This is a genomic window from Pseudomonas sp. ML2-2023-6 (genome assembly GCF_037055265.1).
Lineage (GTDB): Bacteria > Pseudomonadota > Gammaproteobacteria > Pseudomonadales > Pseudomonadaceae > Aquipseudomonas > Aquipseudomonas kulmbachensis.
This window is the reverse complement of the sequence record NZ_CP146347.1, coordinates 2,704,359-2,723,856: the sequence shown is the minus strand read 5'-3', so window position 1 is coordinate 2,723,856 and position 19,498 is coordinate 2,704,359. Positions and strand designations below refer to the sequence as shown.

At 59.0% G+C, this 19,498-nt stretch carries 13 protein-coding genes and 1 pseudogene; 2 read left to right on the top strand and 12 right to left on the bottom strand.

Features of this window, described 5'->3' with window-relative positions:
• Positions 1–6: 6 nt before the first annotated feature.
• Together V6L79_RS12535 and V6L79_RS12530 are read right to left on the bottom strand one after the other, a co-directional pair.
• Entirely contained in the window at positions 7–1,353 is a 1,347-nt protein-coding gene (locus V6L79_RS12535; RefSeq protein ID WP_321836181.1) for a glutamine synthetase family protein, read from the bottom strand.
• 22 nt (positions 1,354–1,375) lie between these two features.
• On the bottom strand, positions 1,376–1,933 hold the full coding sequence (locus tag V6L79_RS12530; RefSeq protein WP_261741819.1) for a helix-turn-helix domain-containing protein: 558 nt from the start codon (positions 1,931–1,933) through the stop codon (positions 1,376–1,378).
• 182 nt (positions 1,934–2,115) lie between these two features.
• Between V6L79_RS12530 and V6L79_RS12525 the strand changes: the two genes are divergently transcribed.
• Positions 2,116–2,703: a LysE family translocator gene (locus tag V6L79_RS12525; protein ID WP_261742407.1), complete on the top strand. Its 588-nt coding sequence runs from the start codon at positions 2,116–2,118 to the stop codon at positions 2,701–2,703.
• Here V6L79_RS12525 and V6L79_RS12520 read toward each other — a convergent pair.
• The gene (locus tag V6L79_RS12520; RefSeq protein ID WP_261742406.1) at positions 2,700–3,551 is read right to left on the bottom strand and encodes an AraC family transcriptional regulator; all 852 of its coding nucleotides are present in this window, start codon (positions 3,549–3,551) and stop codon (positions 2,700–2,702) included. The genes V6L79_RS12525 and V6L79_RS12520 overlap by 4 nt on opposite strands.
• 91 nt (positions 3,552–3,642) lie before the next feature.
• Complete coding sequence (locus V6L79_RS12515) at positions 3,643–4,425, bottom strand: SDR family oxidoreductase (protein ID WP_321836180.1); 783 nt, start codon at positions 4,423–4,425, stop codon at positions 3,643–3,645.
• Between the two features lie 163 nt (positions 4,426–4,588).
• On the opposite strand from V6L79_RS12515, the gene V6L79_RS12510 reads away from it, so the two are divergent.
• Positions 4,589–5,167 (top strand): TetR family transcriptional regulator, encoded by a 579-nt coding sequence (locus V6L79_RS12510; protein WP_321837615.1) that lies wholly within the window; start codon positions 4,589–4,591, stop codon positions 5,165–5,167.
• Positions 5,168–5,290: 123 nt separating this feature from the next.
• Here V6L79_RS12510 and V6L79_RS12505 read toward each other — a convergent pair whose 3' ends face one another.
• From V6L79_RS12505 to bcsQ, 8 genes and pseudogenes are all read right to left on the bottom strand, one after another.
• Positions 5,291–6,430, bottom strand: a complete 1,140-nt coding sequence (locus V6L79_RS12505) for an alginate O-acetyltransferase AlgX-related protein (protein ID WP_338578864.1) — start codon at positions 6,428–6,430, stop codon at positions 5,291–5,293.
• 11 nt (positions 6,431–6,441) lie between these two features.
• Entirely contained in the window at positions 6,442–7,857 is a 1,416-nt protein-coding gene (locus tag V6L79_RS12500; protein WP_321836179.1) for an MBOAT family O-acyltransferase, read from the bottom strand.
• Between the two features lie 18 nt (positions 7,858–7,875).
• Positions 7,876–8,544 carry an alginate O-acetyltransferase AlgF gene (locus tag V6L79_RS12495; RefSeq protein WP_321836178.1) on the bottom strand — a complete coding sequence of 223 codons (669 nt, stop codon included), beginning with the start codon at positions 8,542–8,544 and terminating at the stop codon, positions 7,876–7,878.
• Positions 8,541–9,164, bottom strand: a complete 624-nt coding sequence (locus tag V6L79_RS12490; RefSeq protein WP_261742405.1) for an SGNH/GDSL hydrolase family protein — start codon at positions 9,162–9,164, stop codon at positions 8,541–8,543. The genes V6L79_RS12495 and V6L79_RS12490 overlap by 4 nt, the downstream gene beginning before the upstream one ends.
• Before the next feature lie 54 nt (positions 9,165–9,218).
• Positions 9,219–13,241 (bottom strand): cellulose synthase subunit BcsC-related outer membrane protein, encoded by a 4,023-nt coding sequence (locus tag V6L79_RS12485; protein WP_338578863.1) that lies wholly within the window; start codon positions 13,239–13,241, stop codon positions 9,219–9,221.
• Positions 13,242–13,340: 99 nt separating this feature from the next.
• Entirely contained in the window at positions 13,341–15,668 is a 2,328-nt protein-coding gene (bcsB, locus tag V6L79_RS12480; RefSeq protein ID WP_261741811.1) for a cellulose biosynthesis cyclic di-GMP-binding regulatory protein BcsB, read from the bottom strand.
• Positions 15,668–17,883 (bottom strand): annotated as a pseudogene (gene bcsA / locus V6L79_RS12475) (UDP-forming cellulose synthase catalytic subunit). The gene bcsB and the pseudogene bcsA overlap by 1 nt, the downstream one beginning before the upstream one ends.
• Positions 17,880–19,085, bottom strand: a complete 1,206-nt coding sequence (gene bcsQ, locus V6L79_RS12470) for a cellulose biosynthesis protein BcsQ (RefSeq protein ID WP_338578862.1) — start codon at positions 19,083–19,085, stop codon at positions 17,880–17,882. Before bcsQ ends, bcsA begins: the two are co-directional and overlap by 4 nt.
• Between the last annotated feature and the right edge of the window lie 413 nt (positions 19,086–19,498).

Below are 19,498 nucleotides of genomic sequence, written 5' to 3'. Positions count from 1 at the left end.
TGACTTTTACAAAAACCAGCGGTATTCCCGAGCACTGATTTCTTGCATAAAGGCCAGGTGGTCCTGGCGTTTGTTCTCACAGTAAACGTCTACAAATTCGGCACCCAAGCCTTCACGCAGGTGCGGTTGATGCTGCATGGTCCGCACTGCTTCAAGCATTTCCAGCGGGAAAGGAATACCGCTGTTGCGGTCTTCATTGAGTGGCAGGATCGGTTCTTTACCTGCTTCAAGACCATGCTCCAACCCGACCAGAATCGCTGCCAATACCAGATACGGATTGGCATCGGCGCCTGCCAGGCGATACTCGACCCGCAGGTTTTTGGCGTCCGACTCAGGAATCCGTAAACAGGCATCCCGGTCTTCATAGCCCCAACTTGCCTGGTTGGCGATATTGGTCGTGCCACCCAGACGCCGGAATGCGTTCTGGTTCGGGGCAAAAACCGGCATGCTCGCGGGCAGGAGTTCCAGACACCCCGCGATGGCGTGACGCAGCGGTTGCTGCTGCCTGGCGGCCAACAGGTTGTTGCCCTCAGTGTCGTACAGACTGACGTGTACATGCATGCCACTACCCGGATGCTGCAGGTAAGGCTTGGCCATAAAGCTGGCGCGATAGCCGTGCTTGAGGGCAACCCCGCGGGTGCTGCGACAGAACAGAGCCGCCCAGTCCGCTGCACGCAAACCATCAGCGAGATGGCCAAAATTGATTTCGAACTGGCCCGGGCCAAGTTCGGCCGTAATCACGGTCGCATCGATCCCCTGGGCCTGCGCCGCGTCGACCATTTCATCGAGCACAGGAGCGAAGCGCGACAACCGCTCGATATGCATATTGGGCTGGTCGTCGGCATCGTCACTTAAATGATCACGGGGGAACTGCGGCAAGCCATCGCGCAGTTGCTTGTCGAACAAGTAAAACTCCAGTTCGAACGCCACCACCGGGTGAATACCCTTGCGAGCCAACCGGGCAAGTACTTGGGCAAGTACTTCGCGGGGTTCGAAAACAATCGGCTTTTCGGTGCCGTCCGAGGTAATCAGCATCTGGCCCAGCGGTTTGCTTTCCCACGTCACTGGTTTGAGCGTACCCGCCACCAAACGCCGCACGGCATCCGGGTCACCGTCGTTAAAGCAGTAATCACCAATTTTGAACAGCCCGCCCTGTACGCCCAATAACACGCAGTTTTGCGGCAACTTGAGCACACTGCCCGCGGCCACTTTTTCCAGCATGTCGATGGGGTAACGCTTGCCGTAAAAATGCCCCGGGATATCCAAGCAAATCAGGTCGACATAACGTACCTCGGGGTTACGTTGGCGAAAGGCACGCACTTCGGCCAGCAGATCAGAGCACGCAGCATCCATCTCGAAACTTCCTTTATTGTTATCAGGTGTAGACCCACAGCACTCGCGTGAGCTGTGATGTCAGGTTGGCGTAACGACAGCGGGTGTGGCTGTCAAACTGAAAGCTGTCACCGGCGTTCAAGGTGGCGGGCTCATCGTCATCACCCAGCCACAGGGTCAGTTGGCCTTCGATCACATAACCACCCTGCTCCGAGCTGTCCGTCATGTGCCGTTCCCCGCTGCTGGCACCCGCTTCGAGCAGGCTTTCGAGCATGGAGAACGAAGCGCGGATTTTCGGCGAGACCAGAATGTCGGTAATTCCGTTGCCCAGGTACAGCGTGCGACGCTCATCCGGGCGGGTCACCCAGGGCAGTTGCTTGGGCTTGGGCAGGCTGTAGAAGTAGGTGGTCGGTACGCCCAGGGTTTCGCTGATCGCAGTCAGGTCGGCCACCGTTGGCTGTGACAAGCCGCGTTCGACCTGCGACAGAAAACCCACCGAACGACCGATTTTGTCGGCCAGTTCCTTAAGCGTGTATTTCTTGTGCTTGCGCAGGTCGTGGATAAGGATCGCCAACGCAGCGATCTCTTCTTGCTTGTTCATCCCGGGCCGCCATGAAATTTATATAATTTAATTTCATGAAAAAATACATCTTAATTTTCACACACGCAAGGTCATTGATCGGGCTGGACCCAACCACATCATCAAAGGGGAGTTTTGTTCAATACGCCATGGTGCGCGCCCATTAACCTCGAGACACAACCATAAAGCGGAGCACAGTAACGATGAGCGTGTTGATTTCGATGGCGGCGTTCGCCCTGGCTGCATCTATCTCACCGGGGCCGGTTAATGTCGTGGCCCTGAGTTCCGGCATGCAATTTGGCCTGGGCCCCAGCCTGCGCCATGTTTTGGGGGCAACGGTCGGTTTTGTGGTGTTGTTGCTGTTTACCGGCTTCGGTCTGCATGAAGTGCTTAAACAGTGGCCGATACTGACCGATCTGATTCGCTGGGCCGGGATGGCATTTCTGCTTTATCTGGCTTGGAAGCTGGCGCTGGATAACGGTCGAATTGACTTTGAAGGTGGCACGCAGCAACCCTCTTTCATCAATGGTGCGGCAATGCAATGGCTCAATCCCAAGGCTTGGTTGGCGGCTGTCGCGGGGATGGGCGCCTTCGTTTCCGGGGGCGAGGCCACCCTGATCTGGTCGTTCGCGCTGATCTATTTTGTGGTCTGTTACCTGTCCGTGGCCTGCTGGGCCTACACCGGAGCGTTCCTGAGCCGTTACCTGCACAGCGCAAAGCGCATCCGCCTGTTCAACCGCTGCATGGCGGCCATGTTGGCGGGCTGTGCGGTGTCGTTACTGTGGTTTTAAGTCTTGTACTGACCAGGCGTGGCCGCAAGGTGCTTTTTAAATACCCGCTGGAAATGCGCCTGGTCGGCAAAGCCGGTCTGCTGCGCGATGTCGGCAATCAACGCACCTTCGCGCAACTGCGTTTGCGCGTGTTGAATCCGTCGGTTGATCAGGTAGGCGTGGGGCGTCATATGGTAACGCTGCTCGAAAGCACGAATCAGATAGGCCTCTGACAGGCTGGCCGCAGCACAGATGTCCTGCAACCGGATCGTGCGCAAAAAATGCTCGTCGATGTATTCGGCGGCGCGCTCGACCCGCACATTGGCGGGCTTGCGCAATGCAACAGAGCGGCCCAGCTCCTGCTGCATCGACGAGAAAAACAGGACCGCCGCTTCATGCTTGGCCAGAACGTCCCGATGCGGGTCGACCAGTTGCGCGTAAAGACCGGTCAGGCCATTGAACAATGCAGCAGATTGCGTATGGGTGGCCGCGACGGGCTGAAACACCTCGCTGGCCTCCTCAGCAAAACCTTGCTCAATACCTGCCAACCACTGCGCATCGACATACAGCATCACGTATGACCAAGGCTGATCGTCAAGCGGATTGCAGGCGTGAACATCGCCAGGGTTCATCAACACCACCGTGCCTGCGCTGATGCTGTGACAGGTTTTTTCATGCAGGTAGTTGCAGCAACCGGAGGTGATCGCCCCGATGGAAAAAATCTCGTGAGAGTGCCGGGCATAACAGACTTTGCGGCCATCGGCGATTGAGCGCGCCTCGATAAAAGGCAGCTGCGCATCCCGCCAGAACCGGGGCGTTGCGCAGCTGGGATCGATGGCAGCGGGGTTTGTCTGAGTGCTTGCAGGCATGGTATCGAGACCGTGAAGAACATGGGCCACGATGGATTTCATGGCCTTGTTTGCTCACCAGACTAGCACCAAATGCTCCCGTTTCGATGCATCACAGACGATAGCGTTCGGCTGCATGGGCCTGCCTGATGTCAGCAAGCAGCGCCTGGCGCGTAGTCTGAAGTGTGTCCCAACGAGCGGCGTCCTGCAGTGGCGGGATGGTCACAAGCTCACGTCGGTCGAAGCCGATCAGCGCTGCATCGACCAGTTCGCCCACGTCCATCACCTCGGCCAGGGTATTGATATCGATACCCGCCCGTTCCCAGATTTCGGTACGGGTTGCAGCAGGCAGGACCGCCTGAACATAAACGCCCTTGGCGGATAGTTCCAGACTTAACCCCTGGGACAGAAACAGCACGAAAGCCTTGCTCGCACCGTAAACCGTCATGCCGAACTCCGGTGCCAGACCAACCACCGAACCGATATTGACGATAGCCCCCTCACCGGCCAGGACGAGCCGCGGCGCAATTGCGCTGGCGAGGCGCGTCAACGCTGTGGTGTTAAGCGTAATAAGGTCTGAAAGACTCTGCGCGGTCTGCTCCAGAAAACTCCCGGCCTGGGCCACGCCCGCATTGTTGATCAGAATCCCTATCGTCGCGTCCTCGCGCAGACGTGCCTCCACAGCTTCCAGATCACGGGTACAGGTCAGGTCTGCCTGAACAACATCGACGGCCACACCGTGCTCCTGGCGCAAGTGTGCCGCCAGGGTTTGCAGCCGCGTATTGTCGCGGGCAACCAGTACCAGATCGTGGCCACGACGGGCGAAACGCTCGGCGTAAGTAGCACCAATGCCGCTGGAAGCACCAGTGATGAGAACAGATGATTGAGTAGTCATGAAGGAGCGCTCTGAAGAAGAATCAAGCCGCGGGATACGGCATATCGGTCAACCAGTCGTTATGATGATGAGCGTAATCTTAATCGTCAAGGGTTTTGATTATGATCAACATCCATGTATATTGAGCTTCTGACAGTCAGTGGTTTGAACGAGGTATTGCACGATGAGGGTCACCAAGGCACAGGCCCAGGCGAACCGGGCGCACATTATCGAGACGGCATCGAAGCTGTTTCGCGAGCGTGGCTATGATGGGGTCGGGGTGGCGGACCTGATGGCGGCTGCCGGTTTCACCCATGGCGGGTTCTACAAGCACTTTGGCTCCAAGGCCGACTTGATGGCGCAAGCTGCCGCGTGCGGGCTAGCACAATCGTTGGAAAACAGCGCCGGCCAGAGTATTGCCGGGTTCTTTGATCATTACCTGTCCCGCCAACACCGTGATGCCCCGGGAACGGGTTGCACCATGGCGGCCTTGTGCGGTGATGCTGCGCGTCAGCCTGAAGCGGTCAAGGCAAGCTTTGCCCAAGGACTCGAGAACATGCTGGCGGCCATTGAGCAGGCGGGTCTCTCATTGAACGGCGTGGAGCCACAGGACATGCGGGCCAAGCTGATCGATAGCATGGCCCATGCCATCGGTGCGATTGTACTGTCGCGTGCCTGCCCGGATGACTCGCCGCTGGCGGATGAGATTATCGAGGTTTGCCGTAAAGAGATTCTTGGGCCCTTGGCCGACAACGATCGGTAGTCGCTGCTCAGCCAGGACAAGAAATGTCGTAGCAACTCTTCAAGCGTGGGAGCGAGCCTGCTCGCTCCCACGCTTTCTTTGACCTGGAACAGAGTATCTACGGTCTTGTGCACATGCTGCGATCTACAAGGGCTTGATCACTTCACTGTAAGGCGTCTGCAAATCGCGCTCGGGGATTTCCCAAATCACCAGCTTGGGCGGTGTCTGCTTGAAAGCCGAATTGCTGAAGTAGCCATTGGCGCCACCCGAGAACTCGCCACCATCCTTGGCGAAGTCACCAATCGATGCGCCAAGGGCTTGTTGCAGGAATCCGGCAAAGTTGGAATTGCGCGAAAACGAAGTTCCGATCAGTGCAACGTTGGGCAGGTTGGCGTCACCGAACAAGTCATCGAGGTTGTCGGCATCGCTTTGCGCCGTGTTGGCCTTGGCGCTGGTGCGGCTCGTCGCCACCGATTCCGCAGCGGGCTGCCAGCTCAACGGCAGCCACTCCAGACCCGCCAGGCGCACCAGATCACCCGGACGCCGCTGCGCGGCTTGCTCCATGCTCTCGAATTCCCTGGCTGGCGTGGCGCTGATGCCCATCGCCTGGACCCGCCGGGCAATCGCCTTGGCCGCCGCAGAGGCACCTGCTTCGCTCCAGTGAGTGTCGGTCCGCAGGTACGCATCGGCACCAATTGGCTGCAGCACCGGCGCCAGATCAACAGCCTGGACCCCTGCCTGGTTCAACTCATCGACCCAGCTCACTACGCGGTTTTGCAACTGCTGCGGGCGCCGTAAGTCGCACAGCTGCGCACTGGCGATCCGACTCTTGTCCGGCACCACGGCCACCAGCAACGATATACCGCGCCTGGCCAACTGCTGCTGAATGTCGCGCACCACCGCAGCCTTGGCCTCGGCATTGGCCTGGGCGTGACGGTTAATCCGCATTTCATCGGTCAGGAACAGCCAACCGGCACACCCCGGCCGTACCCGAGCTCCCGTGTCGTGAAACGCCAGCCAGCTCGCACCGCGCTCCAGGTCCGCCGCCCCTTCTGGTACACCAGCCTTGGACAGTTGCTTGGCAAGCTTGTGTGTCACCTCACCATGCAGGACCGCATCGCGGGTTAGGTCAGGCGGCAGGATCTCGACCTTGCCGCTGAGTAACAGCCAGACAGCCGAGGCGAAACTGGCCGCAAGAAACACGACAAATACCCAGCCACCAAGTTTGCTGACTCGGATGGTGAACTCGGTCGGCACAGCCGGTTTGGGTGATGAAGAAGACATGGGCGCGGCCATCAGAACTGGAAGTACAAGAAGGGCACCGCTTCACGGCTCGCGATCAACGCGAACGAGAGCAGAAAACCCGCCACCGGCCACAGGGCCGCTATCGGAGCAAACCAGGCTCTGGCACCGAACCGTTGCTCATAACGGCTTTTGAACAACGGCGCGATAATGCACGCGACGCCAAGCAATGCCGCCAGCCCGTGCGCCGAGCGCAGGGTCACCGCCAGTGCGTCGCCAAGGGCAAAATCGTGCAAGCCGAACTGACCGGCATACATGTTCAGCGCCGCATGGAAGTCCGGGGCACGGAACAGGGTCCAGGCCAGAAACACGAACAGTAATGTCAGCGTATGCGCCAGCACAGGTGGAATGCTCGGCAAGCTCGACCGCGACCACAGCCGGTCGACACACAGCGCGACACCGTGGGCCGATCCCCACAACAGGTAGTTCCAGCTGTCGCCACCATGCCACAGACCGGCGATGGCCATGGTCAGGAACAGGTTGCGGTAGGTCTTCCAGGCACCGTGGCGGTTGCCGCCCAGGGCGATGTACAGATAGTCACGCAACCAACTGGACAACGACAAATGCCAGCGCCGCCAGAAATCCTGAATGCTGCTGGCCAGATACGGCTGATTGAAGTTTTCCGGGAAGTGAAAGCCCAGCATCAACCCCAGGCCGATGGCCATGGCGCTGTAGCCCGCGAAGTCAAAAAACAGTTGCAGCGCGTAGGCCAGACAACCGATCCAGGCGTCGACGAAGGATGGGTTGTCGATATGGAACGCCACGTCCACCAGCGGCGACAGGGTGTCGGCTACCAGCACCTTCATGCACATGCCGACCATAAAACGCCGCGCACCCAGAGAGAAGTTCTGCCAGTCAAAATAGCGTTTGGTCAGCTCGCGACGCACCCAGTCATAACGAATGATCGGCCCCGCAATGGAGTGGCCGAACATCGAGATGTAGGTCGCGTAATTAATGAAGCTGCGTTCCACCGGTACGGTGTGACGGTGTACATCCACCAGATAGGAAATCGCCTGCAGCACGATAAACGACAGCCCAGCCGGTAGCGCCACCCGCTGCCACTCCAGCGGCATCGCGCCCGGATAGGTGATCAGCTCGATCCAGGTCGCGGCCAGGATGTTGGCGTACTTGTACCAGCACAGTACCGCCGTGTTGAACACGATCAACGCAATCAGTAACCGTACCCGCCCCTTGGAATCCTCGCGGGAACGATCAATCAGCAACCCGCCGACCCAGGCAACGATGGTCAACACCACGTGCAACGCGAGGAACATCGGGTTCAGCCAGCCATAGAACAACCAGCTGCCGATTAACAAAATGACGTTGCGCCACTGCGGCTTGCCCAATGCATAAATCAGCAGAAAGGCTGGCAGAAACAGCGTCAGGAACTCGAGTGAGGCGAAGACCATGGCAGCGACAAAATCCGATCAGTGGGACACAGTGTCCGTGGCGCTCAAAAGACGCGGCCCAGTGGCAGAAGGCACCAGCAATACACTGTAGCGCTCGCCCGCTTTGAGATCGCCCAGCTCCAGCGGCGCCCCCACATTGGCGTTCGCACACACCAGTTGTACCGACAGGTTCACCGGGTTGATCGAGCGTCGCTGCAAGCTGCCGACCGCCACCGCCTTGAACAGGTCGGCGCTACGTCCAGCAGGACGCAGGCTGGCATCGCTACAGGATTTATCGACGTTAACGAACGCCAACGACGCCTTGAGACCGTTGAAGTCGTCCGGCGTTTCGCGCACGGCGACTTGCTCGATGCCCGTTCCCTGCGGCACGACCACAATGGTTGCGAACTCGCCAGGCTGCACTTGCAGGTCCAGCTCCAGCTTCTGCGTGCCGCTGACCAGAAAGCCCTTGAGCGGTTTGGTCGAGTCCACCGCAAACAGCAACGACGCAGGTGTTGCCGTCTCCAGGCGCAAGGGCGGCTGCCCTGCCTGGCCGATCACGTCCAGCGGCTCCGTGGTGGCGTTAACGAAGCGGATGAAAGCGGCGTCTTGATCCGGGCCGCTTGGATACAGCGCAACTTGCGCGCTCGCGAGCGCACTGCACGACAAGACAGGCACGCACACTAGCGCCGCGAACAACTTTTTCATTTCTTGGCATCCTTGATGGCCGGGGTTTGCAGCAACGCCTTGTTGATGTCGTCGCTCCAGGTTTTGTACCCCGTCGCGGTCATGTGCTGTCCGTCAATCGTGGCCCACTGGCCCGGTTTGGAGAACTTCAGCGAGTCGATGTAGCTGCACGGTGCAACATTGGCGGCGAGGAAGTTGGAGGTCATTTCGACACGGGCAAAGGTCTTGCCGTACTTGCCACCTTCAGTGCCCCAATTCGGGCCAACCCACACACAACGTGTTCCGCTGGCGGCTATCTCCTTGGTCAGCGCAGTGGTTTGCTGCCACAGCCAGGCTTTGGGAAACGCCGGCTTGGTGTAGCTGGCCATGGTGTCGCCCATGACGATCAGTACCAGGTCCGGCTTATCGGTAGCCAGCAATTCGCTGATTGGCACCGTCGCGGCCTTGCCGCCCAGCACCACTGCTTTTTCCGTACCGCGACGTTCGGCACCGCCACAGGCACCCGGCGTAGCTTTGAGCCAGTCGCCCGCATTGGCGCCGCAAATGCCCAGGGTGTGCACTTTGGCCCCCTGGGCAACCAGATCGCTGTGCAGCGTGGCGATCAAGTAATCCGGTGTTGCCAGGTGGCTGTCGCCAATCATCAAAATGGTCATGCCCGCGAGAATCGATACTGCCACGGTGAAAGCTCCTGCTGCTTAATTTGAAGAAGATGAATAAGGGGATAGGTAAGGATTGACCGGCATCGCCATGCGCCCGGTGAAATCTTCAAACATGTACCGCAGGTATAAACCGCCGGTCCATTGCTTGTAGTCCTGGGCGTTGTCCATCCCGAAGCTACCGCCCAGGAAGTAGTTGTTGCTCAGGCGGTACTCGGCGGCCGCATTGAAGTTGTAGCCGATGCCAGTTTTGTTCTGGCCCGAATACCGGGTTGTCAAAGTGGAACCGGAAGCCGCGTAGGCCTGCGAGATCTGTTCCAGTGCCGCTTGCATATTGCGGTCGTTCGGGTAGTACGGCGCCGAATCCTGCTCGATGTGCTGCAGGCCCACCGAGCCTCTGAGCGTGTAGCTCAAGCGATCGGTGCGTTGCGACCAACTGACCGGAACACCAATGGAAAAGAAGTTCTGCGGGCTGAAGTAGCCACCGTTACCGTAGGTAAAGTTGCCCTGGTTTTTGTCATAGCTGATAGCTGTGACCCCAAGGCCTGCGGTCAGTTGTTCACTGTCGTCGTTGAGCAGATACCAGTAAATGCCGGTGCCGCCTTCGAGACGGGTGTTGTCTTCGACGTTGTGACCCTGCAGTTTGTACATCCCGCCATAGCCGTACACGCCGTACTCGCTGTTGTCGTAACCCAGTTGCAGGCGCCCGCCACTGGCAGTCACTCCGCCCCACTTCAGGCCGCTGCGGGCATCTTCGGCACCGGCAAATGACACCAGACTGTCATTCACCGCCCGCCGCGACAGGCTGGCGCCGTAACGGAAATGGCTGTCCTCGCGGAACGCGCGATCAATGCTGACACCGCCAACCGCCGTACTGTAGAGAAAGCCCATGGGGCTCATGCCCAAATCTGCCTTGAGCCCCAGTTCCGGCATTTCGTATCCGACCGCCAGACCGACGCCGGTGTCTTTCTGCCGGCCGGCCGGGCCGTTGACGCCAAGAGCCGTATTCAATTGATCGGCATCGGGGCTGGATCCGAGCAACGCTTGCGCGGCCGCCATTTGCGCTTCGTTCGGCCCGCCAAACCGGGTTTTCGCCGAGTCCTTGACGCCACCGGCATTGAGCGACACGGGGGTCACGCGCAAGGCAATACGGTCATCACCCACCGGCATGCTGATTTCCAACGGTGTTTCGACATCCGTGATTTTGCTCAGGCCCGACTCACTGTCGTTGGTGCGAATGGTCACACCCTGAGTAATGCGCGGGCTGCGCTCCTGTTTGATCTGGTCGAGTGCGGTCTGCATCGACTTGCGCGCCTCTTCCTGCGGATCCTGCGGACGGGCCACGGCCAGACGACTGTCATCATCGAAACCTCTGCGCAATGGCTGTGCGTCATACCCGCCGGCCCTGTCGTTCATCGCCAGGCTATTGCTGCTCAAACCGCGGGCAGGTGCCTCATCTTCAGCGGCCAGCGCGGCGATCTGCACCTGGGCCGGTTGCGGAATCTGCGAAGGGCTGGCTTCGGACAAGCGCGACTGGCTACGCTGCCCGGATTTGCCCACAAACGGGTTGGCCGCGACTGTACCGGCGAACGGGTTGGCATCTGCCTTGGCCGGCGCCTGCAAGGCCAGGGCGCGAGCATACAACTCCCCCGCCTTGGCGTTGCGCCCTTGGGCACGGAAGATTCCCGCCGCACTGGCAAGTACCATGGCATCGTTCGGAGCCAGTTCCAGTGCTCTGTCTGCGGCTTTTTCAGCCCCGCGGTGATCGCCGGCCTTGCTCAAGGCCTGCGCCATACCGATCTGCAATTGCGGATCGTCCGGTGATTTGGCCAGTAGCGGTTTGTAGAGTTCGATCGCCTTGTCAGTGTTGCCGTTGGCCAGGTACATGCGTGCCAGGGCGCCGACCGCCACCGGATCGTTCGGACGCTGGGCCAGGGCCGGGGCAAGCGTGTCATAAGCGGCGACTAGGTCGCCCTTCTCGCGCAGCAGATCCGCCTGGCGTACGGTGTACAGGTACAGCAATTCGTCGTAGCTACGCTGATCGGCCGCAGTCAACGGCTGGCGTTGCAGTTCATGCAGAAGCTGGTTGACCCGCTCATCGTCACCGGTTTTAAGCAGCACGCCTGCATAGGCCAGACGCAGTGCTGGCGACGGGTTGCTGCTTTGCGCGATTGCGTTGCGCAGCATCGATAAACCGTGCTCGGAGTCACCCACATCAACGTAAGCCAAAGCCAGCATTCCAAGGGATTGCGGTTTTCCATCGGCATCCGATTCGGCACGACGCAGCAAGGTCAAGGCCTGGGCCCGGTCGCCCTGTTTGGCCAGAGCCGTGGCCTGGCTGACCAGAGATTGCAGTTGAACTTCGCTGGCCAGTTGTTGCATTGCGCTCGTGCGTTGGCTGACAGGAATTCGATCCAGGGTACTTTGCGCCTTCGACCACTCGCCCAGTTGGCTCGACAGCAAGGCGCTGGCGAACAATGCCTCAGGTTGCTGCGGGTTGGCCTTGAGCAAGTCGTCCATGGTCTGACGGGCCAGATCCGGGGATTTGGCTTGCAGGTAATAAAGCGCCAGATCGTATCGCGTCCACACACCCTGCGGATCATTGCGCACCGCTTCTTTCTGCGCGGCAATCGCCCCCTTGAGGTCGCCACTGCGCTCGGCATTTTTGGCCTGCCCCGCCGCGACCGCTGCGTGTAACGGGCGAAGATCACCAAGGCGCTGCTTCTGGGCCGGGGTCAGTCCCTCGACCATCTTCAGTGCCTGGTTAGCCTGGCCGTTTTGCGCCATCACATTGATCAGACCCAACATCGCATCAGGGTTGCCATTGTCCAGAGTCAAGGCCTGGCGGTAGCTGGCCATAGCATTGTCCAACTGATTCTGTTCGGCCTGCACACCGCCCAGAGCGATATAACCGTCAGCCTGACGTGGCTTGCTGGCGATGGCTTGCTGCAACAGGCTGCGCGATCTTTGCAGATCATGTCCGGCCCGGGCCTTTTCGGCCTGATTGAGCAGGTTCCAATAGCGATTGCCGTCCAGCGCGGATTGCCAGCGCGGGTTGCCGCCCCGGCCGATGGCACGGGTCAGCAGTTCGTTGGCATCGCTGAAGCGCCCTTGACGTTCACGAACCACACCAAGACCACCAAGGGCATCGCTATCGTTGCCCTGCTCTTTAAGACGCGCGAGGAACGCTTGCTCGGCAACCTCCAGTTGATTGTCCTGCAATGCCTTGAACCCCCGAGCTACATGAGGGTTCTGCTGCGCGGCAACACCCGCGGCGCCGCGGCTGTTCATTTGCGTGCGGATGGCACTGTCGTCCGGGTTGGCCTTGAGGTAAGCCTCGAACAACGGTTTGTCCGCCGGGCGTGGCGAGCCCAACCAGACCAGGCCTTCGCGCCAACTTTCAGTGGCCTGACCACCCAGTTCAGGCACGTTCGACAGTTGCGCGAGTCGGCGTATGCCTTCAGAACGCGTGGTTTCGTTACGCACCAGAAGTTTGGCCAGCGCCAACTGAATCCTCGCGTTGTTCGCAGACTGCTGCTGCAAACGTTCCAGGCCCTGACGCGCTTCACTCCAACCGCCGGGCGTATAGCCCAGCACGTTGTAGAACTCCAGAGCCAGATCACCCTGTGGCGCCTTGCCCGCGAACAGTTTGCGATAGATCGGTACTGCCTTTTCCAGCTCACCGTTGGTGACCAGCAACCGCGCCTTATCCAGTTGCTCGGCGTTATCGCCCGCTTGCAGGGCAATGGATTGCTCCAGCAGCAAGGTCTGGCGCTCGCCCGGATGAGATCGCTTGAGCTGCTCCAGGTAATTGCTCGCACCATCGGTACGCTTGCCCTTGAGCTCCAGCATGCCCAGACCATAGAGCGCATCTGCCTGCTGTGGATCAACCAACAAGAGCTTTTTCCAGACTTCGGTGGCCCGTGCCTGATCATTCTGGGCCTGCCAATACTGACCCTGTTGCAGCAACGCCTTGCCTGCATCATCAAGTGCGGCAAAGCTGCTGGTGTGGATCAGGGTTGCAAGTATCCCGAAGGCTACGGCGTGACGGCGCGCTGGCATTTCTTCTCCCACATCGGTTGCTACTTCCCCTGTTCGGGGAAGTGTTTGTCCATTTAGCCCAGCGAAATCAGGCTCCGATTAAAGTTGTGCTAACTCAGCCTAGCTCTCCTTGGTGCTTGGGGCTTCTGGCTTTGAATAATCAGTTGGACGCTCCGGCTCACCTTGCAGCCGCTTGTTGGCCCGCGCACGCAAAGCCAGGTATGCCAAACCGCTCAGCAACACCACGCCTAGACCGGTCAGCAACAGCACCAGGAGCACATGCCGCGACATCTGCCATTGCAGGTACTTGATCAAGCCCAGGCTACCGACGTAGTACTGCTCGTCCGCTACCAGTGCTTCAATATTTTTACCGCGCACCACCACCAGGCTGCCCTGGATCGGCTGCGCGTAGTCTTCACCACCAATCAAGGCATTGGTCGCTTCGGCCAAGCCCTGGGGTTGAGTACTGGCGATCACCACTACACTGCGACCGTTTTTAAGGGGTGACTCGAAACCGGTCAGGTAGGTGCTGCGCGTACCCCCTGAAAACGCCATGTCCATCCGGGTTTTGCGCAAATTGGCTTCAGGGTCTGGACTGAACCAGTCACGCACACGCATCGGCAGATCAGACAGGTGGAAGCTGCGCTGCCCTTCGGCATAGCTGGCGGGCAGACGGTCAGCCCATTGCGTCAGCAACGGCTGGTTGGCACCTGAGGCCAGTACCAGCAGATCCTTGTCCGCTGCGCTTGCTACCTGCCCTGCCTGGATCACCTGCACACCGGTAGCCGGGTAACCAGTGGCATGACCGAAGCGCCCGAGCACTGTCAGATAGGCATCCAGGTCCGATGCACCTGCGTTGTCAGGCAGCACTACGGCGGTTTCCGACAAATCTGCCAGGCGTGTGAACGGGAAGCCGGCATCCTTGAACACGCCAAGGTTGGGCATGGCGATAAAGTGGTCGTAGCCGCTGACATCGAGGGTCGAATCGGGATCGATGGTGCCGCGCATGTTGTCAATGATGATGTCGTTACATTCGCCCTGCTTGAGGTAATCGAACATGTAGCGCAGTTGCAGGCGCGACTGCAGGGCAGCCGAGTTCAGCGGCAACAGCACATTGGTTTCAAGGCTCAGGGTGTCATTGGTTTTCAGCCCGCCGAGCACGCCTTTGTCGAGCTTGTCCTGGGACAACAGATTCTGCGACTGAATCAGCGCATCGTTAAAACCGATAATGAGCGACGAGTTGTTGGATTTTTCTTGCGGCGTATAGCGGTACTTGAGGTGCAGTGGCGCCCCCTCATCGCGCCAGGTAAACAGATCCGGAGCGAAATTCAGCGGCACGGTAATGTCACCCGGGTTGAAACCAGAGACGCTCAGCTCTTTGGCGGGCAGCAACTCACCCAGCTTTACCGGACGATCGCTCGGCAACCAGTTCGGCGCGTCATAAGGCTTGCGCGGCTGCACCACATTCAACCGGTCGATTACCACGCTGTTACCCGACAGGGCCTGGTTACCCAGTACCAGAGCAGTTGCGGCACGCTTGAGTTCGGCACCATCGCGACCGCTGACCACCAGCAACTTGCCATTGGCGTCGTTGGGGTTGGTCATCACAGTCAGGGTCGGGCCCTTGGCAGGCGGCAGGTTCAGGCCACCTATTTGCAATGCATCAGGGCCACTGACCAGCACCACCGCGTTTCCGCTGGCAGGGATCTGGTTGTAACCCGACGAGAACCGCGCACCGCGGTAGCTGGCCTGGGCGCCGAACCAAGACGACAGGGCTCCGGCTGCTTCCAGCGTGGCATTGTCGGGCGCTGCGGCGAACACAAACGGCAAGTTCAGCGCACGGGCATCACGACGATCGAAAAACGGCAGCGGCATGATCGCCAGATCGTTGGGCAAGACCAGCGGCGAAACGTCAATGCCCAGTTCGGTGGCATTGCTGATCTTGGCCCACAGGCTCGAGTGGTGGGGGTCTTCGCAGCTCATGGTGTAGTGCCCGATAAACTGCAGGCTCAAGCGGTTGAACTCAGTGATCAGATGAGGCGGAATCTGCACAATCTGCTGTTGCAGTTGCCCGGCCTTGTCCTTGGGCAACGGTAGGCTCGCGGCTACTTCGTCGTTGACCAGCACGTTGATCTGCGACAGATCCGCCAGCAGTGCAGGCGAATAGGTGTACTGCAAATTCAGACGGGCGCCGGTGACAATCGAATCGGCCCGCACATCGAAGTTGACGCTGTCAGTCGACTCCACGCCGCGCAGGCTCATCGGATAGTTGCGGCCCAATTGCTTGAGGGTCACGGTGTAGCTTTTCGCTCCGGGCGCGATAGCTGCGGTGGGCGTGGTCTCGGCAAAGGCAGCTGTACCGCTCAAGGCCAGCAAGGCGCAGGTCAGACGTGCCAGTGCGCGATGGGGCACGCGCAGTTTGGCGAAGGCTAGAGTGGTTGAATTCATCACTTGTCCAGGGCATTTTCCAGCGTGGATGGGGCGACGCGGCGACGGCGCAGCATGCTGCGCACTTCCATGGCCGAGGCTTTAAAGAGTTCTTGAATACCATGCAGACCGATAAGGCTGACCTCGCGCAGGGCCGCCAGCGGCGTATCAACCTGCCCGCTGCCCCAGGTCGAGGCCCAGGTGTCGGCGCGCGCGAACGTCAGGCGTACCAGATCGCTTTGCTGTCGCAAAGTCAGGGGATCAAACTGCGCCCCCAGCAATTCGCCACGGCTGAATACAATGACGGCCGGAAATACGCTTAGTTGCCGGTTGCGGAACAGCGATACCTGTACCCGCTCGCCCTGAGGCACGCTGACGGCAACCGCAAGCCAACACCTTTTTGCGAGAAATCCTGGGTAACGCCTTCAATCACGCTGCCATCGGCCCGGGTCAGGCGCGCCGGTAATTTGGCGGCTACCCGTGGTTCAGAGCGTACCTGTCGGGTTTCACTGGCCACGGCCACCGCGGCACTGGCGATAATGACGTTGTAGAGCGTCCACACCAGGTTGATCAGCAGGGTGGTGGTTGCGCCCTCCTCCCCCATCGCCAGCCGTGCAAGCCCGTAGATCAGGCCCGCCATATTGAGGGTCAGCAAAATGATGTAGGGCCGGGCGAGTTTCCAATCGAAGAACTTTTCGTCGATGATCCCGCCCTTGGTGGTGACGTTGAAGCCACCGAACTTGGGATTGACCAACGCCATCAGCACCGGCCCCATGATGTACCAGGCCAGCACGGTCTCGTAGACCTCGTTCCAGAACGAATGACGGAACCGTCCCTGGATCGTGGAGTTGGTCAGGCTGGCATGAAAAATATGCGGCAATGCGTAGGCCATGATCATCAGCCCCGACGCATGGAAGATTTGCGCATTGAAAAACAGGTAGGCCAAAGGCGCTGTCAGGAACACCAGACGTGGCAGGCCATAGAAGAAGTGCAGCATCGCGTTGAGGTAGCACAGGCGCTGGCCGAGGTTCAGCCCCTTGCCGAACAACGGGTTGTCGGTACGGAAAATCTGCGCCATGCCCCGCGCCCAGCGAGTCCGCTGGCTAATGTGGCGCGACAGGCTTTCTGTTGCCAGACCGGCCGCCTGCGGGATCCCAAGGTAGGCGGTGTTGTAACCGGCACGGTTGAGTTTCAGCGCTGTGTGGGCGTCTTCGGTCACGGTCTCGATCGCTACCCCGCCGACTTCCATCAGGGGCTTGCGCCGGATCACCGCGCAGGAGCCGCAGAAAAACGTGGCGTTCCACAGGTCGTTACCGTCCTGCACCAGACCATAGAACAGCTCACCTTCATTTGGTACAGAACGGAAGGTGTTGAGATTCTTCTCGAACGGGTCCGGGGAAAAGAAAAAGTGCGGTGTCTGCAACATCGCCAGTTTCGGATCCTTCAGGAACCAGCCAATGCTCACTTGCAGAAAGGAACGGGTGGGCACGTGGTCAGCATCGAAAAATGCCACGAACTCGCCGCTGGTGACCTGCAACGCCTCGTTAAGATTGCCGGCTTTTGCATGCCGGTTGTTGTCACGGGTGATGTAGTTGACGTTGATCTGCTCGCAGAACTCGCGGAAGTCCTCGCGGCGACCGTCATCCAGCACGTGAACACGCAGCTTGTCCTGCGGCCAGTCCATTGCCTGCGCGGCAAAGATGGTCAGTTTCACAATATCGAGGGCTTCGTTATAGGACGGAATAAACACGTCAACGACCGGCCACTCACTCGGCGGCCCCTTGAGCAATACCGGCTGGCGCCGTAGCGGCCAGGCTGTCTGCAAATAACCGAACACCAACACGATCAGGGCATAAATTTCTGCCAGTACCAGGCCGTAACCAAACGCCATGTCGATCCAGTCGTCGAAGTCCAGGGTCGAAGTCAGGCGCCAGTACATGTAACGCAGCGAGGCAGTCAACGACAGGCCGATCATGATCAGAACGGTCAGTCGCCCGGGAATTCTGCGCAACACCAGGGCAGCCCCAAAGCAGCCAATGGCGAACACGCACTGCGCGTAAAACTCGAAAGGAGCGGTGATGATCAGCAACCCGACAAGAAAGCAAAATACTGTCGAGCCAATGATCAGCACACGACGTGCCGCAACCGGCCATTGATCCACACGATCAGCCAAGGCCTTGGCCCAACCCTGGGCACGTGTCTGTTCGGCTGAGGGTTCGCTGCTTGCTTTACTCATGAGGCCGAGCTCTCTACAGCGCTAGGGGTCTGAAACCTGGTCTTGAGCTGCTCGCTGAGCAACAACATATCCTGGCAGGCGGCTGATGCGCTTGGCGTCGCCAGCGGGTTCTGGCCGTAAGCCAAGGCCTCGCCGAGAGTGTTATCCCGAGCAATGACCCCAAGCAGTTGCCTGCCCAGGCGACGCTTGAGCACTTCAAGCATGTCCCGCGAAAACTCGCGGCCTGCATCAAACTGATTGACCACATAGTTGCAGACCGAGAATGCCGGGCGCGCACCCACGGCGCCAAGCAAACGATCCATTTGGTCCATGGTGATAAAACTGGCGGCATCGGCAGTGGTGACCACGAGCACTTGATCGGCCACGTCCAGAGCTTGCTGCAGATACGCCGTGCGGCCGGTTGGGGTGTCGAGTATCACCAGGTCATTTTCGCCCAGCGCCAAGTGATCCAATTGCCGGGCCAACCAATGACGATCCTGGCTCATCTCACGTTCCAGAGCACTACGTTCATCGTTGCTCGGCACGCCATAAGGCAGCAATTGCACCCCCTCGAACCCATGTTGCAGCAGGCTGGCCCAAGCAGTTGCGGCCTGGTTGGTATTGCACATGCCAGGCACGCCGGACTCGACCCCGAGGTGATATTGCAACGCATTTTGCGGGTCAAGATCGATGGCCAGGGTCTTGCCACCGCTCAAGCGCAGGCTGCTGGCCAAACCGGCGCTCAGGGTAGTTTTGCCAACCCCACCCTTGGCCGAAACCAGCGCCACGATATGCGCCTTGCACTTGGGTGGACGCGGTAGCGCCTCATTGTGCAAGGACTGGGCACCGGTCTGACGGGCAAGAACCACTTCGGCAAGCAAATTGCGCAGCGGTTTGCCGGCGCCCGCAGGAGTCATCAACGGCGCCTGAATGGGCAGGTTCGGTGGCTCAATAGCAAGAACCACTGATGGCACGGCTGGCTGCGCTGTGGCTTGTGCAACTGGAGAGACGACAACCAGCGGCACCGATTGCGGTACTGGAGCAACTAGTGCGACCACTGGTGCTATGGCCGCAGCCAAAGGCACTTGCTCGACCGGCACAGCCGTCTTTTCCAGCGACGGTGGCGTACTTTTGTAATCGAACTGACTTTCAAACTCGTAATAGCTGTCCGAAGTTGCTCCGAACCGGCTGAATAAATTCGATATGTCGTCTGTACGACTCATAAAAACGCTCCCTGCGCTGGCAATAATCGGCATATGACCGTGCATACCACACTAAAAATAAGGCATCACGATGACATCGTCAATATTTTGAACAAGCCAGGATTATCACCCTAATTTCAACGAGAAAACACCTGCTTTTGAGCCATTATTTTGACGCTTTTATTTGTAGATTATTGGCGCAAGCCACCCACCCTTCCCGCCTACCTGCATCGCACAAACTGTTAAAACTTTGTACCGGTAGACATTTCGTGGGGCAAAAGCCAATAAACATTACACAGGAGCCCTCCCTGCGCTCTATTCATAGGCCGTAGGATTACGCAATCGCAAGGTCAGTTTGAACCTGATTGAACAGATATCTGCTGTCAAAAGTTACTGCTGAAGAATTACCGGTCGTCCGAATTAAAAGCATTGTT